This window comes from Stenotrophomonas sp. SBJS02 (assembly GCF_020428325.2).
Lineage (GTDB): Bacteria > Pseudomonadota > Gammaproteobacteria > Xanthomonadales > Xanthomonadaceae > Stenotrophomonas > Stenotrophomonas africana.
The window spans coordinates 2,320,876-2,335,592 of sequence record NZ_CP109812.1 but is presented as its reverse complement, the minus strand read 5'-3'; the positions used below and the strand labels follow the sequence as shown (position 1 = coordinate 2,335,592).

15 protein-coding genes are annotated in these 14,717 nt (G+C 66.2%); 11 read left to right on the top strand and 4 right to left on the bottom strand.

Annotation, left to right across the window (positions count from 1 at the left end):
* Positions 1 to 37: 37 nt before the first annotated feature.
* Genes FQS62_RS10945 through FQS62_RS10910 form a run of 8 tightly spaced genes read left to right on the top strand, consistent with a single transcriptional unit; the run spans position 38 to position 7,228 of the window.
* Positions 38 to 988: an acyl-CoA desaturase gene (locus FQS62_RS10945; protein WP_208044089.1), complete on the top strand. Its 951-nt coding sequence runs from the start codon at positions 38 to 40 to the stop codon at positions 986 to 988.
* 1 nt (position 989) lies between these two features.
* The gene (locus FQS62_RS10940) at positions 990 to 2,267 is read left to right on the top strand and encodes an NAD(P)/FAD-dependent oxidoreductase (RefSeq protein ID WP_049449490.1); all 1,278 of its coding nucleotides are present in this window, start codon (positions 990 to 992) and stop codon (positions 2,265 to 2,267) included.
* Entirely contained in the window at positions 2,264 to 3,031 is a 768-nt protein-coding gene (locus FQS62_RS10935) for a DUF1365 domain-containing protein (protein WP_088479374.1), read from the top strand. Before FQS62_RS10940 ends, FQS62_RS10935 begins: the two co-directional genes overlap by 4 nt.
* Complete coding sequence (locus tag FQS62_RS10930; protein WP_208044088.1) at positions 3,028 to 4,287, top strand: SAM-dependent methyltransferase; 1,260 nt, start codon at positions 3,028 to 3,030, stop codon at positions 4,285 to 4,287. The genes FQS62_RS10935 and FQS62_RS10930 overlap by 4 nt, the downstream gene beginning before the upstream one ends.
* A 1-nt stretch (position 4,288) precedes the next feature.
* On the top strand, positions 4,289 to 4,834 hold the full coding sequence (locus FQS62_RS10925; protein ID WP_208044087.1) for a DUF2878 domain-containing protein: 546 nt from the start codon (positions 4,289 to 4,291) through the stop codon (positions 4,832 to 4,834).
* Positions 4,831 to 5,616 (top strand): DUF1295 domain-containing protein, encoded by a 786-nt coding sequence (locus FQS62_RS10920; RefSeq protein WP_107379577.1) that lies wholly within the window; start codon positions 4,831 to 4,833, stop codon positions 5,614 to 5,616. The genes FQS62_RS10925 and FQS62_RS10920 overlap by 4 nt, the downstream gene beginning before the upstream one ends.
* Positions 5,613 to 6,686, top strand: a complete 1,074-nt coding sequence (locus tag FQS62_RS10915) for an SAM-dependent methyltransferase (protein ID WP_208044086.1) — start codon at positions 5,613 to 5,615, stop codon at positions 6,684 to 6,686. The genes FQS62_RS10920 and FQS62_RS10915 overlap by 4 nt, the downstream gene beginning before the upstream one ends.
* Before the next feature lie 8 nt (positions 6,687 to 6,694).
* Positions 6,695 to 7,228, top strand: a complete 534-nt coding sequence (locus FQS62_RS10910) for a lipocalin family protein (RefSeq protein WP_049449500.1) — start codon at positions 6,695 to 6,697, stop codon at positions 7,226 to 7,228.
* Positions 7,229 to 7,331: 103 nt separating this feature from the next.
* Here the strand turns inward: FQS62_RS10910 and FQS62_RS10905 are convergent, their stop codons facing one another.
* Entirely contained in the window at positions 7,332 to 8,546 is a 1,215-nt protein-coding gene (locus tag FQS62_RS10905; RefSeq protein WP_208044085.1) for an ABC transporter permease, read from the bottom strand.
* An 11-nt stretch (positions 8,547 to 8,557) separates the two neighbouring features.
* The gene (locus FQS62_RS10900; RefSeq protein WP_088479367.1) at positions 8,558 to 9,877 is read right to left on the bottom strand and encodes an ABC transporter permease; all 1,320 of its coding nucleotides are present in this window, start codon (positions 9,875 to 9,877) and stop codon (positions 8,558 to 8,560) included.
* A gap of 147 nt (positions 9,878 to 10,024) precedes the next feature.
* On the opposite strand from FQS62_RS10900, the gene FQS62_RS10895 reads away from it, so the two are divergent.
* From FQS62_RS10895 to FQS62_RS10885, 3 genes are all read left to right on the top strand, one after another.
* Complete coding sequence (locus tag FQS62_RS10895) at positions 10,025 to 10,258, top strand: hypothetical protein (protein WP_243747426.1); 234 nt, start codon at positions 10,025 to 10,027, stop codon at positions 10,256 to 10,258.
* Between the two features lie 340 nt (positions 10,259 to 10,598).
* Positions 10,599 to 11,225 (top strand): response regulator transcription factor, encoded by a 627-nt coding sequence (locus tag FQS62_RS10890; protein ID WP_088479366.1) that lies wholly within the window; start codon positions 10,599 to 10,601, stop codon positions 11,223 to 11,225.
* The gene (locus tag FQS62_RS10885) at positions 11,222 to 13,549 is read left to right on the top strand and encodes an ATP-binding protein (protein WP_226053462.1); all 2,328 of its coding nucleotides are present in this window, start codon (positions 11,222 to 11,224) and stop codon (positions 13,547 to 13,549) included. Before FQS62_RS10890 ends, FQS62_RS10885 begins: the two co-directional genes overlap by 4 nt.
* Here FQS62_RS10885 and FQS62_RS10880 read toward each other — a convergent pair whose 3' ends face one another.
* Positions 13,550 to 14,305, bottom strand: coding sequence for a SapC family protein (locus tag FQS62_RS10880; protein ID WP_099589547.1), 756 nt, complete (start codon positions 14,303 to 14,305; stop codon positions 13,550 to 13,552).
* A 110-nt stretch (positions 14,306 to 14,415) separates the two neighbouring features.
* Positions 14,416 to 14,688, bottom strand: coding sequence for a hypothetical protein (locus FQS62_RS10875; protein WP_005409616.1), 273 nt, complete (start codon positions 14,686 to 14,688; stop codon positions 14,416 to 14,418).
* Between the last annotated feature and the right edge of the window lie 29 nt (positions 14,689 to 14,717).

The following is a 14,717-nucleotide window of genomic DNA, read 5'->3' as shown; positions in this document are numbered from 1 at the left end:
TGCGTACAGATAGCCAAGACACCCGCCGAGATCCGCCATGGCCTCTGTAGCGCCCCTCCCCCGTCGACGCTGGCGCCTGCTGCGTACGTTCCAGAGCTGGTTCGATACCGGCAATGGCGTAGTGGCCACCGGTGAACGGCCCGGCCGCATCGACTGGTTGCGCGCGGTACCCTTCGCATTGATGCACCTGGCGTGCATCGCGGTGGTCTGGGTAGGTGTGTCGTGGACGGCGATCGCCGTGGCCATGGCGCTTTATGCGGTGCGCATGTTCGCCATCACCGCGTTCTATCACCGCTACTTCTCGCACCGCACCTTCCAGGCGTCACGAACGGTGCAGTTCGTGTTCGCTGTCATTGGCGCTTCCAGCGTGCAGCGCGGTCCGCTGTGGTGGGCTGCCCATCATCGCCACCACCATCGTCACGCCGACCAGCCATTGGATCCGCACTCGCCTCGCGAAGGCGGCTTCTGGCGCAGCCACATGGGCTGGTTCCTGACCCGCGAAGCCTTCACCACGGATCTGTCGCGGGTACCCGACCTGGCGCGCTTCCCCGAGCTGCGCTGGCTCGACCGCTTCGATACCGCAGTGCCGGTCGTGCTGGCCGCAGCGCTGTACGCACTGGGCGCCGCCCTGGAGCGCTGGGCGCCTGGCCTGCACACCTCGGGACCGCAGTTGCTGGTCTGGGGCTTCTTCATTTCCACCATCGTGCTGTTCCATGCCACCGTCACGATCAACTCGCTGGCGCATCGTTTCGGTCGCCGCCGCTTCGAGACCCGCGACGACAGCCGCAACAATCTGTGGCTGGCGCTGCTCACCTTCGGCGAAGGCTGGCACAACAACCATCATTTCTTCCCCGGCACCGTTCGCCAGGGATTCCGCTGGTGGGAAGTGGACCTGACCTGGTACGGACTGCGCGCGATGTCGATGTTGGGCCTGGTCAAAGGGCTCAAGCCCATCCCCGAGTGGGTTCTGGCCAAGGCGAGGTACTGACGTGCGTATCGCGATCATCGGCTCGGGTATCGCGGGGCTGGCCAGTGCCTGGTGGCTGGATGGCCAGCACGACGTCACGCTGTTCGAGGCTAACGACTACCTTGGCGGCCACACCCACACCCACGACGTGCAGGTCGATGGCGCACGCCTGGCGGTGGATACCGGTTTCATTGTGTTCAACCCCCAGCACTATCCGCTGCTGACGGCGCTGTTCGACGAGCTGGGTGTAGCCTCGCAACCGACCACGATGAGCTTCTCCATGCACAGTGAGCGCAGCGGCGTGGAGTACAACGCCACCTCGCTGGATGGGCTGTTCTGCCAGCGCCGCAACCTGGTATCGCCGCGTTTCTGGGGCATGCTGGCCGACCTTCGCCGCTTCTATCGTGACGCGCCGTTGCTGCTGGCCGAAGAAGACGGCCCCACGCTGGGCGAGTACCTGCGCAGCCAGCGCTATGGCCAGGCGTTCATCGACGAGCACCTGCTGCCGATGGCCTCGGCACTGTGGTCCTCACCGGCGGTCACCGTACAGGACTTCCCGGCGCGCTACCTGGCCCAGTTCATGGCCAATCACCAGATGCTGCAGATGACCGGCCGCCCGAGCTGGCGGGTAGTCAGCGGCGGATCGGCGCGCTACGTGGATGCGCTGCGTCGCCGCTGGCGCGTGCATGAGCGGCTGCAATGCCCCGTCAGCACCGTCGAACGCATGCCCTGGGGCGCACGCGTGCACAGCGCTGCTGGCGTGGAGGCCTTCGACGAAGTGATCCTGGCCTGCCACAGCGACCAGGCGCTGGCCCTGCTGGCCGATGCCGACGCTGGCGAGCGTGAGGTGCTGGGCGCCATCCGCTATCAGTCCAACGAGGCGGTGCTGCATACCGATGCCTCGTTGCTGCCGCGCAACCGCAAGGCCTGGGCAGCGTGGAACGCGCACGTGCCGCAGGATCGCGCCGCGCCCTGCACCGTCAGCTACTGCATGAATCTGCTGCAGGGCCTGCCCGGCGACACCCCCCTGGTAGTGACGCTTAACCGCAGCGAGGCAATCGACCCCACCAAGGTGCTGCGAACCCTGCATTACGCGCACCCGGTACACGACCACGCCGCAGTGCGGGCGCAGCAGCGCTGGGCGGAACTGCAGGGCCGTCGCCACACCTGGTTTGCAGGCGCCTATTGGGGTTGGGGCTTCCACGAGGATGGTATCCGCAGTGCCCGACGCGTGGTCGACGCCCTGCAGGCCTGCGCGCCACACCAGCGGGCACAGGCTCCGGGCGAGGTGGCGGCATGAGCGCCAGTGCGCTCTATTTCGGGCAGGTGATGCATCGCCGGCATCATCCGCATCCGCACGCATTCCGTTACCCGATCGCGCAGCTGCTGCTCGATCTGGATGAACTCGATACGGTGTTCGCCGGGCGTTGGTTGTGGTCGGTCAATCGGCGCAATCTCGCCGAGTTCCGCCGCAGCGACTACTTCGGTGACCGGGCGCAGCCGCTGGCCGATGCTGTGCGCGACCATGCTGCAGCCACGCTCGGTTACAGGCCTATCGGCCCGGTACGACTGCTCACCCATCTTCGCTTCGCCGGGCATGTGTTCAACCCGGTCAGCTTCTACTACTGCTACCAGGCCGACGGCAGCACGCTGGACTGCATCGTCGCCGAGATCACCAACACGCCCTGGAAGGAACGGCACGCCTATGTGCTGCCGGTCGCTACCGCCACGCACCAAGGCAGTTCACTGCGTTGGCAGTTCGACAAGCGCTTCCATGTATCGCCGTTCATGCCGATGGACTGCAACTACGACTGGCGGTTCAACCGCCCGGGCCAGGACCTGCGCGTGCACATGCAGGTCTGGCGCGACGGCCTGTGCCAGTTCGATGCCACCCAGGCCATGCAGCGGCACGCCCTGGACGGCCGCGGGCTGGCCCGTGTCCTGGCCTGCTACCCACTGATGACTACCCAGGTGGTGGCCGCCATCCACTGGCACGCGCTGCGGCTGTGGTTGAAGCGCAACCCCGTGCACGACCACCCCACCCTTGCCGAGAAACCGCGATGAATTCGATGACTCCTTCGGTCGCGCTGCCGCGCCCCGGCACACTGGATGCCTTCCTGCGCCGCCGCCTGCTGGCCCAGCTTGCGCCGCTACGCGACGGCCGCCTGTGCGTGCGCGACGCGCTTGGCGAAGTCTGGCTGGGCGATGCCCGCGGCGAACTGCATGTCACCGTCACCATTGATGATCCCGCGTTCTATAGAAAGGTCGCGGCACAGGGCAGCGTCGGCGCAGGAGAAAGCTACATCCACGGCGAGTGGCACTGTGACGACCTGGTCGCACTGATACGCCTGCTGGTGCGCAATCGCGATCTGCTCGACGGCATGGAACGTGGCCCGGCGCGCGTGGGGGGCTGGCTGCTGCGCGGCTGGAACCGCCTGCGCCGCAACAGCCGTGAAGGCAGCCGCCGTAACATCGCCGCGCACTACGACCTCGGCAACGATTTCTTCGCCCTGTTCCTGTCGCCGGACCTGATGTATTCGTCGGCGCTGTTCACCAGCGAATCCGAATCGCTGGAGTCCGCCTCGCGCCGCAAGCTGGATCGGATCTGCCAACAGCTGGCGCTGAAGCCCGGCGACCGCGTGGTCGAGATCGGCACGGGCTGGGGCGGCTTTGCCGTGCATGCAGCGCAGCACTATGGCTGCCATGTCACCACCACCACCATCTCCGCAGAACAGCACGCACTGGCGGCCGAGCGTGTCCGCGCCGCCGGCCTGCAGGACCGGGTCACGCTGCTGATGCAGGACTACCGCGACCTGCAGGGCCAGTACGACAAACTGGTGTCGATCGAGATGATCGAAGCCATCGGCGCAGAGTACCTGGACACCTACATGGCCACGTTGCAGCGGCTGCTGAAACCGGATGGCGTTGCCCTGCTGCAGGCCATCACCATCGAGGACCATCGCTACGAGCAGGCCCGGCGCAGCGTCGACTACATCAAACGCTATGTATTCCCGGGCAGCTTCATTCCGTCGATCAACGCGATCATGGCCGCCAAGACCCGATCCAGCGACCTGCAACTGATCGCGCAGCAGGACTTCGGACACTCCTATGCACTGACGCTGCGCGCCTGGCGCCAGCGCTTCCTGGCGCAGCTGCCTACGGTACAGGCGCAGGGCTTCGACGCCCGCTTCTGCCGGATGTGGGAGTTCTACCTGGCCTACTGCGAGGGTGGGTTCCTCGAGCGTTCGATCGGCGTATCGCATCTGGTTCTCGCACGTCCCGGCCATCGGCCCGCCGTCCCGCCCGGCCAGGCCACCTGAGATGCGCCGGCCATGGGGCAATCTGCTTGGCAACCAGCTGGTCTGGCTCTGTGCCGTAGCCGGTGCCGGGCACGGCCTGCAATGGCCGGCGCTGCTGGCAGCGTTGCTTTACATCGGCAGCCAGCTGCTGACCTCGCCGCAGGTGCGGCTGGACGTCCGGCTGATGATGCTGGCGCTGGCCTGCGCATGGCTGGTCGACGCCAGTGCCGCCGCCAGCGGCACGGTGCGCTACGCGGCAGCCCCGTTGGGTTGGGTGCCGCCGCCCTGGATCATGGCGTTGTGGGCGGCGTTCGCGATGACGCTGACCAGGTCGATGCGTTTCCTGCAGCGGCACCTCGCCCTGCCGGCCCTGTTCGGCCTGCTGCTGGCACCGCTGGCCTATCTCTCCGCAGCGCGGGGATTCGATGCGGTCCGGTTCACAGCGCCGCTGTGGCAGGGGCCGTTGATGCTGGGTGTGGGCTGGAGCATCGCGCTTTCACTGCTGTGCCAGGTCGCCCGTCGTGGCTCGCGCATCACCCCCCCGCCTTTGGCCGGAGCACCATCATGATCAATCTGTTGTGGGTCCTGTTGTATGCCGTGTTGGTGATGAGCTGGGGCTGGGCCTGGCAGCGCCGCCGCCACAACATCGGCGTGGTCGATGTGCTCTGGGCCAAGGGCGTGGGCGCCTCCGCCCTGCTGCTGGCGCTGCTCGGCGATGGCGCGATGGTGCCACGGGTTGCGCTGGGCATACTCGGCGGCCTGTGGGGTAGCCGACTGGCCCTGCATCTGTGGCACCGGGTTCGCAGCGAACCGGAAGACGGGCGCTATCGTTATCTGCGCGAATACTGGCAGGGCCACCAGGGCAAGATCTTCGGTTTCTTCATGGCGCAGGCGCTGCTGATCGTCCTGTTCGCCCTGCCCTTCGTCGCGGTGGCTGCCAATCCGCGGGCCGACCTGACCCTGTGGGTGGTGGCTGCAGCGCTGGTCTGGCTGCTGAGCGTCGGCGGCGAAAGCCTGGCCGACCATCAGTTGGCCCGCTTCCGCGCCGATCCGGCGAACAAGGGCCGCACCTGCCGCGAGGGGCTGTGGCGTTATTCCCGCCATCCCAACTACTTCTTCGAGTGGCTGCACTGGTTCAGCTACGTCCTGCTCGCGGTCGGCTCACCACTGTGGTGGCTGGCCTGGGCCGGCCCGCTGCTGATGTACGTGTTCCTGCGCTACCTCAGCGGTATTCCATTCACAGAGAAGCAGGCGCTGCGCAGCCGTGGCGATGACTACCGCGACTACCAGCGCAGCACGCCGATGTTCTTTCCCTGGTTTCCCCGTTCTTCCAAGGAGCATTCCGCATGAGCGCGATCCCGTCACTGAATCCAGCCGAAGATGCGGAAACCGGGCTGATCGCCTGGGCCGAACGCGGACTGGTCCCCGATGCGGCGCTGCGCGCGGGTATCCGCCGCTTGTGCGCGCAACGCCTGCATGAGGAAAGCGAAGGTGGCATCGAAGGCCAATCCGCACGCTTCAGCCAGCGCATCGCCGAGCTGGCCGACAGCCCGCTCGCGCTGCATACCGACGCGGCCAACCGCCAGCACTATGAAGTTCCTGCGGCATTCTTCCAAGCCTGCCTGGGCAAGCGGCTGAAGTACAGCAGCTGCTACTACCCTACCGGGCGCGAAACGCTGGACCAGGCGGAGGACGCCATGCTGGAATTGTACGGCCAGCGCGCCGAACTGGCCGATGGCCAGCAGATTCTTGAGCTGGGCTGCGGCTGGGGCTCACTGACCCTGTGGATGGCCGAACGCTATCCGCAGGCGCGTATCACCGCTGTGTCCAACTCGCACAGCCAACGCCAGCACATCATGGCGCAGTGCCAGGCGCGCGGCCTGGGCAACGTCGAGGTGCTGACGTGTGACGTCAACCAACTCGACCTGCCGACAGCGCGGTTCGACCGCTGCGTCTCAGTGGAGATGTTCGAGCACGTGCGCAACTACGAGCGCCTACTGGCCGGCATCGCACGGTGGTTGAAACCGGATGGCGCGCTGTTCGTGCACATCTTCGCCCATCGCACGGTGATGTATCCGTTCGAGACAGACGGTGGTGACAATTGGATGGGCCGCCACTTTTTCACCGGCGGATTGATGCCTGCGGCCGACACGCTGCTGCATTTCCAGCGCGACCTGTGCCTGGACCAGCGCTGGCTACTGGACGGTACCCACTACCAGCGCACGGCCGACCACTGGCTGGCCAACCAGGATGCAGCCCGCGAGCAGGTGATGCCGGTATTGATCGCCACCTACGGCCAGGCTGCAGCGAAGATCTGGTGGCAGCGCTGGCGGATGTTCTGGATGGCATGCGCCGAGCTGTTCGGCTACGACGACGGCCAGCAGTGGCTGGTGGCCCACTATCTGTTCCGCCCCCGCTGAGGTCCCCCATGCGCATGTTTTCGCTGCTTCCCCTGATCGCGGTCGGCCTGTTCGGTTCCGGCTGCAGTTCCAGCGATACCCGCCCGCTGCCGCGTCCGCCGTCGGTGGATGTGCCGCGTTTCATGGGCGACTGGTACGTGATCGCGCATATCCCATCGCGCCCTGAACGCGAGGCCTTCGACGCCGTGGAGAGCTATGCACTGCGCCCCGATGGACGCATCCAGACCACCTTCACCTACCGCAAAGGCAGCTTCGATGCACCACAGAAGTCGATGCATCCCATCGGCCGTGTCGAGAAGGAAGGCAATGGTGCGGTCTGGGGCATGCAGTTCATCTGGCCGATCCAGGCTGAGTACGTGATCGCCTGGCTCGACGAAAGCTACCGCCAGACCATCGTGGCGCGAAGCAAGCGCGATTACGTCTGGTACATGGCCCGCACCCCGCAGGTGTCGGACAGTGACTACCAGCAGGCGGTGCAGCGCATTGCCGCGATGGGCTATGACACCCGCAAGCTGCGACGCGTGCCGCAGTCGGTGCGATGATGCACTCCCCAGAAGCCCGCGAATGCAGGGACACTGCGCGCCGGCCAGACGGCGCGCACCCACGATGCCGGGTGCGTCCGCAGAGCGTCCTGAGCAACGGAAATCAGGCAGACCGGATGGCCTGCACGGGCATGATCGACGATGCCCTCAATGCAGGTGCAAGCACCGCCACCTGCCCCAGCAGCCACAACGCCAGCGCACTGACCGGCAGGTACGCCAAGGGGAGCCGTGGCAGTTCGTAGAACCGCATCAGACCAAGGTTGAATGCATAGGCGAGCAGCGCACCAGCGACGACACCCAAGCTCACGACCAGGAAGTTCTCCAGCTGGAAGTAACGCAGGATGTCGCGGCGGGTTGCACCCAGCGCACGGCGGATCCCGATCTGCCTGCGCCGCTGCTCTACCCAGTAGCTGGCAAGGCCGACAATGCCCAGCGCGGTGGCCCCCAGCAGCGCGACGATCACGCCCGCCAACAGGGCCATCATCAACCGCCCCCCGTGAAAATAGCCCGCGCGCAGCTCGGCGACGGTGCGGCTGGCGGCCTGGTCGAACACCACGTCGGGGGCCACTGCCGCCACCGCCCGCTGTGCGTCGGCCATCACCCGGGGCAGCGCTCCGGGCGCGGCCCGCACCAGGTAGCGCCCCGCCAACTGCGGACCCGGCTTGGCCGGCATCAGCACGGACCAGTCGTTACCCAGCGCCTCCCCTCCACCGGGTTGTGATACGGCCAGGTGCTCGACCACGCCGATGACGGTGAAACGGCTGTCCATCGACCACAGGCTGTGTCCGACCGCCGGCTCACCGGGCCAGTAGCGCTCCGCCAGCTGCCGGGTTACCAGGATCGGCGCATTGGCGGGCACGTACTGCCCGATCGGCGCGTACTCGGCGGCATCCGGCAAGCGCCCGGCCAACAGCTTCAGATCCAGCGCCTGGATCGCCGCCGCGTCACCCAGGTAGAAGTCGAGGACCCCACCGAAGACCTTGCCGCTCTCATCGGTATGAACGCCTGCGCGGACGCCCGGTTCACCGAACGGAACGGCGCTGATGATGCCGACCGACGTTACGCCCGGAATCGCGTGCAGCGCGCCGGTCACACGGGCATTCAGATCGGCGGCCTGCGCGGCGTCGAATCCGGAGAGCTGCACGATGCCCAGTGACGACTCGGCGATGCCACTGTCCAGGTTCAGTACACGCCCCTTCTGCGTGAGCATGAAGATGGCATTGCACAGCACAGCGCACGCCAGCGCGATCTCCATTGCGATCAACAGGGTGGCCAGCCGGTGCTTGCGCAGCGCTGCGATGATCAGTCCGGTTTGCATGATCGTTTCCTTTACAGCAGCTTGAGCTGCGCCACAGGCTGGATCGAACTGGCGCGATAGGCGGGAATCGCGCCTGCCACCAGGCTGGCCAACAGGGAAAGGCCAAAGAGGGTCATGAACATGGCCAGGTCCAGATGCATCAGGTCCGCGTAGGCAACCGGCTGGACACGGATCACCCACAGGCCCAGCAGGGTCAGCAGCAGCCCGCCCACCCCTCCGGCAACACCGATCAGCCCCGCTTCCAGCATGCATTGTGTGAACACCGCACGCCGGCTGGCACCCAGCGCGCGCCGCAGGCCGATTTCTCCACCGTGGCGCAGGAAGCGCGCCAGCAGCAGCCCGACGACATTGGCCAGGCAGACCACCAGGAACGCAAAGGACAGCACCGTCTGCACCTTCACGTCACTTGGCACCACCTGGTTGAAGTCCAGCCACTCCATCAACGAACGGAGCCGGGTGTTGTCCGCGTGCCGGATGCGCCCCAGACGCTGTTGTTCGCCCGCGTAGTTGGACAGGTAGTGACGATAGCTGGCCACCTTCTCCGGGCTGCCGAGCTCCACCCAGACCGCGACCGCCACGCAGGGCGAGTTCTGCAGCACGCCCGGGGTCTCGGGCGTCGCCCAGCAGGTAAAAGGCTGGAAGTCGCCCTCGTTGATATCCAGGCTGGTCGACATCGGCAGATAGATGTCATCGGCCGCGGCGTAGAAGCTTGAGGTCTCTCCCCCCGAGAACCGCCCGCCCCTGATCTTGTAGAACAAGGGAGAGGGCCGCCAGTGATCCAGCACGCCGATGACCTGCACATGGGTGTCCTTGACCCGAAGGGTCTGTCCGACACTGTCGCGGCCCCCGAACAGGCGCTGGTTCAACCGGGCCGAGATGACCGCGACGCGGCCGCGACGCTGGTCATCCTCGGTCGTCCAGGCGCGGCCATACTGAAAGGGCACCTCGAACATGGGGAAGAAGTCCGCCGTGGTCGAGATCGAAGATCCCATCAGCGGCGCCATCCCGGCCAGATCCGAACGGAGCTTCAGCGGATTGACCACCACCATGGTCTGGCGGTCCGCCTGGCCGGATGACCAGAGATCATGCGCGGTCCGGTAGTCGAGCACGTCGTGCGGCTCGCGCCCTTTCGATCCGGGATCGACATCCACCTGCGGATAGAAGATCCGATCGCTGCGGCCGGGCAGCGGATCTCCGGAAAGCAGGTGGGTGACGGTCAGCGTGGTCATGCTGGCGCCGATTCCCACGGCAACCGCCAGCACCATCAATGCGGTCATGATCGTATTGCGCCTGGCGTTGTGCAGCGCCAGCTTCAGGTAATAGCCCATCATGGAAGGTGCATCCCCCTGCGTTCGCCATGCTCCATGCAGATACGATGCAGGGGGTTGCCAGAAAGGTTTAAACGGATGAGGCGGACGATGAGCGAACACCCCGGAAAGACAGACGCGCAGGCATGGGACGGCCTTGCGATTCGCCCCTTGCACCCCGCTGACCTGGATCTGATCTGCGCCCATCGCGAGGCGATGTTCCGCGAGAGTGGCCGCCCAGCGGACGTACTGGAGCAGATGGCCGATGACGCGTTCGCCGAACGGAAGGTGAGCTACACAATCCTGCATGCCACTGCCCAGGCGATTCCGCTGTATGCCGGGTTGGGCTGGGTGGCAACCAGCGAGATGGCGCGTGCACTGCACGGAAATGGCAACTGTCCATGAGGTGCGCCGCCCGGCATGACGCGTCACGCTGATACGCCTGACTTCCATGCGGAAGCCATCGGCTCGCATGGAACATGCGCCTCACCACGCAAGTACATTTCGTTGTGAGACAACGCATCCTTGTTTGCCCGCTCATCCAGAAGCAGGGCGCCTACCTGCTGCCCGCGAATCGCTTGATGCCGGCCTGGCGATCCATCAGTTCAATCAATCGGTGCGAATCGATGGTCACAATCCATCGATTCTTAGGAATAATCGCAAAATACCTGCAGATTCGATGATCAGCAGGGCGCCAGCGCCAGAATGATCGCCACGCCCCCGGGCGCCGATCACCTCCCTGCGCATGAAAGGACATCCCGCACCGCGCCGACTGCGCCTTGCGCTCCTGGACGACCATGAAATCGTCCGTCGTGGCACTGCCCTGCACCTGTCACAGGACGCCCGCTTCAGGATCATCGCCAGCCATGGGCACAGCGATGCCTTCATCCAGACGCTGCAACAGACGCGGGTGGATGTCGCCGTCATCGATCTGACGCTGGCGCGTGGCGACCGCAGCAGCACAGAACTGATCCCCCTGCTGCGCGCGGCATTCCCGGAGACACCGCTGCTCGCCTTCGCCACCCTCTCCCCCTGCACTCGTCTCCACCACCTGCTCATGGCAGGCATCAGTGGCGTCGTCAGCAAAACCGAGCCCCTTCCCATGCTGTCCGAAGCAATCATTCGTGTTTCACAGGGGCTGGAGCGGCTGCCACCCGACTACTCCGTTCCGGCGGACTACGCTGAGCTCAGCCGCAACGAGCGTGAGGTACTGGACCTGCTGCTGACGGGCCTGACCGTCTCCGAGATCGCGCGGCACCGCCACCGCAGCGTCAAGACCGTCAGCACGCAGAAGGTCGCCGTCCTGCGCAAGCTCGGGCTGCGCAACGATGCCGAAATCTACGCCATGCGGCGCTCGCAGGACGCCCCGTGAAGCGGCGCGATCCTCCCCGCCGGCTTGCCCCCTTCCTCCTGCTGCTGGCACTGCTTCTGCTGCCGGCCGCTTCGGCCGAGGACGCGCAGTCGCATCGGTGGCCGCCCGGTCGCGAAGTCCGCGTCGCCACCGCTCCGTCGCTGCGTCCATTGCCAGCAGGCCTGGCGGATACGGCATCGTTGCCCACCCTCGCGCACGGCTACGCCGATCTCGTGGCACGACACTCCGGATTGCAGTTCAAGGAGCACCCCTACCCCAGTACCGACACATCACTGCACGCCGTATGCCGTGGCGACGCCGACCTCGTGCTGGTGGTCGGGGCGGCCGGGCATCCGCGGCCGCCCTGCAACCACCTGGCGTCCTCTGCCCCCTTCCGCGGCGGCCGGACCCTGCTGGCCGGGCGCACGGATGACCGATTGCCACACGACATCACGCAACTGCACGGCCGCACACTGGCGGTGGTCAACGGCGGGCCGTATGCCGAATGGCTGGCCGCCCATCACCCGCGGGTCCCGCTGCTGCACCTGCCTGATCGCCATGCCACCCTGTCCGCCGTGGAGGCCGGCATGGCCGATGTTGCGATCGGAGTGGAAACCACACTGCAACCGATGATCCGGCAACACTTCGCCAGCACGTTGCAGGTGCAGCCGTTCCAGATGGGATTCTCCACCGACATGCGCCTGCTGGTCCGCCGGGAGGACCAGCAATTGCTGGCGCGCATCGATCAGGCCCTGCACGACATCACACTGGAAGAGCATGCCGGCCTGCTGCAGCTCTGGGCATTGCAGATACTTCCGGCCCAGGCCGATGAGGTGATCGGCTGGATGCGCATGCCGCCCCAGGCCTGGCTGTTGGCCGCGCTTGCCCTGCTGGCCGGACTTCCCGTGCTCTGGCTTTCGCGGCACCCGCAGCGGGACCGTGACCCGCGCAAGCAGGCGCGCGCAGCGGGTGTGATCAGCCACGAGATACGCAATTCGGCCCAGGTCGTGCTCGCCTCGATCGATCTACTCGGTCAATCGCCCACGCCCACGCACCAGCGCGAACTACTTGCCGCCGCCAAGGCGGCTGGCCATGCGTTGCGCGGCATGTTGAATCGCTCGTTGGAATTCGCGCGTCTGGCCGAGGGCGGATTCATACCGCTCGCACAGCCCTGCGATGTGCTTCTGCTCTGCCGGCAGTCGCTGGACGCCATCCGCCCACAGGCGCTGCTGAAGGGGCTGGAGCTGCGCTTCGAAGCCATCCCAGAGCGAGCACCCGCGGTCATCCTCGATCCCGAAGGCCTGCGGCAGATTGTCGACAACCTGCTGGCCAACGCGGTGAAGTTCACCGATATCGGCGGGATTGATCTGCGCGTACAGCTGCGGCCCGCTATCGATCCGCAGGAACTGCTGATCGATGTGATCGACAGCGGCATCGGCATCGATGCCAGGCAGGCTGCACGCTTGTTCCAGCCGTTCCAGCAGGGCAAGGATGGGCAGGCGCGCGGCGGCAGCGGCTTGGGCCTCGCTATCGCCCGGGAACTGGCGCACGCCATGCGTGGCACACTGGCCCTGCACAGCGTGCCCGGTCGCGGCAGCCGGTTTACCCTGCGATTGCCGGCACGGATCGCGAAGACCGGCGTGCCGCCAGCGGAGCGGCCCCCCTTCGGTCTGCCACTTTCCGGTCTGGAATTGTTGCTGGTCGAAGATCACGCAATGAACCGCCAGATCATCGCCGAGCAACTGCGTCGCCTCGGGGCCGGCGTGCATGCCTTGGCCGACGCTGCCGATGCGCTGGCCGAGCAGGCCCGGTACCCACGACGGATCGTGCTGGTGGACATCGGCCTGCAGGGTATGGATGGCTACACGCTGGCCCGGCAGCTGCGCAGACAGCCCGGCGCGTCGCCGCGACTGATTGCGCTGTCTGCCCGGACAGGCCGCAGGCATCGGGCCCGCTGCCGCGATGCAGGTTTCCATGCGGTCCTGGCCAAGCCCTTGCAGATCGGGCAGCTGCTGCAGGCACTCGAGCTGCCGCTAGCGGCCGGGGGAACGACTCTGGACACCGTGGCGCCGCTGGATCAGGCGTATCTGGACGACATCAACGGCGAGCTGCTGAGCATCGCGCGGGCCACCGAAGAATGCGATGCGACGGCATTGCGCCATCATGCACACCGCCTGCAGGGCACGCTGCAGTTCTGCGGTGCAACCGATCAGGTCGGAATCGCGGCCGATCTGTGGGAGCTCGGGAATGACGCCGCACCCGATTGGGCCGATGTGCGGCGTCTGCTGCAGGTACTGCAGTGCTGGCATGGCTCCCGCAGTACGGAAGCCATGCCGCCTGACTGATCAGGCCGCCAGGCGCTCGACCTGGCGACGGGTCAGATCGTTGAAACGGCCCAGCGACATCAGGTGCTGGTGGATCAGGGCCAGCCAGCCGCTGCGGTGCCACTCGATCACAGTCGCTTCCGGCAGCGCCACGAACTTCTCGACGTCCACGACCAGGAAGCCGTTGAGATTGAACTCGCGGCCATCCGGGGTGCGCACGGTAGCATTGCGCTCGACCAGCAGGCCGTTGTCGATCAGGGCCTTGGAGAAGGCCTGGGTCTGTTCGTGCTCGCGGGTGTACTGGCCGCAGAACTCCAGCGCCTGCTGCACCATCTCGGTGGCCTTGCCGTCCACGAACAGCGGCTGGCCTTCGTCACCGCCCTTGACCACGCGCGAGCTCTCTTCGTCGATTCCCAGCAGGAAGTCGTTGTCCGCACCGGTGTCGATGAAGATGAAGGGATGGCGACGCAGGTAGGCCGGGATGTAGGCCTCGTCTTCCCACAGGCCGTCCTTGATGAACAGGTTCTGGTCGGAAACACCGACGGCGGCCATCGGCACGGCGGTCGGGCCAGCGAACAGGATCGGGAAGTGGTGCAGCGCCAGCGAGAACTCACCGAGCACCAGCGGAATGGCGTTGTTGCCAGCAGCAAACTCGAGCCTGCCCGGCAGGATGCGCAGATCGGCGTGCACATCGGCCTGCAGCGGCACCGGACGGGTGTAGAACAGGGGGGCGCCGCTCGGCGCCGCTTCGGTGGTGGTGTCGCTGGTGGTGGTCATCTTGGGAACCATTCGATCATGCGCGCCTGCCATCCCGGGCGCGCCAGCGGGAACAACCTGAATCCCGCATTATCAACAAGCTCGATGACAACGGCCACCCCACCGACGGCCTATTTCAGCTGCAGGGGGTAGCGCTGCCAGAGGACATGAACCAGGAATCCGGCCAGTTCGGTGTCGCGCGCGCTGACCGCAGCGCGGATCTTGTCCAGCAGCACCATGTCCGAACAGGAACGCACATCGGCATGGTTGGCCTGCCCTGCCCGGCGTGCGCGGTACCGCGCCGCCCGCTGCGCGTCACTCATGGCGTACCCGAACTTGGGCGGACGCCCGCGCTTTCGCGGCAGGGTCAGCTCCAGGGTTCCGGGGTCTTTGTCATCACGCATGAGAGGGGTGCGGGCGGCGGCGAGCAACG

What these genes read in the sequence shown, in the direction of transcription:
- FQS62_RS10925 (WP_208044087.1), top strand. Translation starts at nt 4,289, where the DNA reads ATGCGCCGGCCATGGGGCAATCTGCTTGGCAACCAGCTGGTCTGGCTC.
- FQS62_RS10935 (WP_088479374.1), top strand. Translation starts at nt 2,264, where the DNA reads ATGAGCGCCAGTGCGCTCTATTTCGGGCAGGTGATGCATCGCCGGCAT.
- FQS62_RS10920 (WP_107379577.1), top strand. Translation starts at nt 4,831, where the DNA reads ATGATCAATCTGTTGTGGGTCCTGTTGTATGCCGTGTTGGTGATGAGC.
- FQS62_RS10915 (WP_208044086.1), top strand. Translation starts at nt 5,613, where the DNA reads ATGAGCGCGATCCCGTCACTGAATCCAGCCGAAGATGCGGAAACCGGG.
- FQS62_RS10910 (WP_049449500.1), top strand. Translation starts at nt 6,695, where the DNA reads ATGCGCATGTTTTCGCTGCTTCCCCTGATCGCGGTCGGCCTGTTCGGT.
- FQS62_RS10875 (WP_005409616.1), bottom strand. Translation starts at nt 14,688, where the DNA reads ATGCGTGATGACAAAGACCCCGGAACCCTGGAGCTGACCCTGCCGCGA.
- FQS62_RS10890 (WP_088479366.1), top strand. Translation starts at nt 10,599, where the DNA reads ATGAAAGGACATCCCGCACCGCGCCGACTGCGCCTTGCGCTCCTGGAC.
- FQS62_RS10945 (WP_208044089.1), top strand. Translation starts at nt 38, where the DNA reads ATGGCCTCTGTAGCGCCCCTCCCCCGTCGACGCTGGCGCCTGCTGCGT.
- FQS62_RS10930 (WP_208044088.1), top strand. Translation starts at nt 3,028, where the DNA reads ATGAATTCGATGACTCCTTCGGTCGCGCTGCCGCGCCCCGGCACACTG.
- FQS62_RS10900 (WP_088479367.1), bottom strand. Translation starts at nt 9,877, where the DNA reads ATGATGGGCTATTACCTGAAGCTGGCGCTGCACAACGCCAGGCGCAAT.
- FQS62_RS10880 (WP_099589547.1), bottom strand. Translation starts at nt 14,305, where the DNA reads ATGACCACCACCAGCGACACCACCACCGAAGCGGCGCCGAGCGGCGCC.
- FQS62_RS10905 (WP_208044085.1), bottom strand. Translation starts at nt 8,546, where the DNA reads ATGCAAACCGGACTGATCATCGCAGCGCTGCGCAAGCACCGGCTGGCC.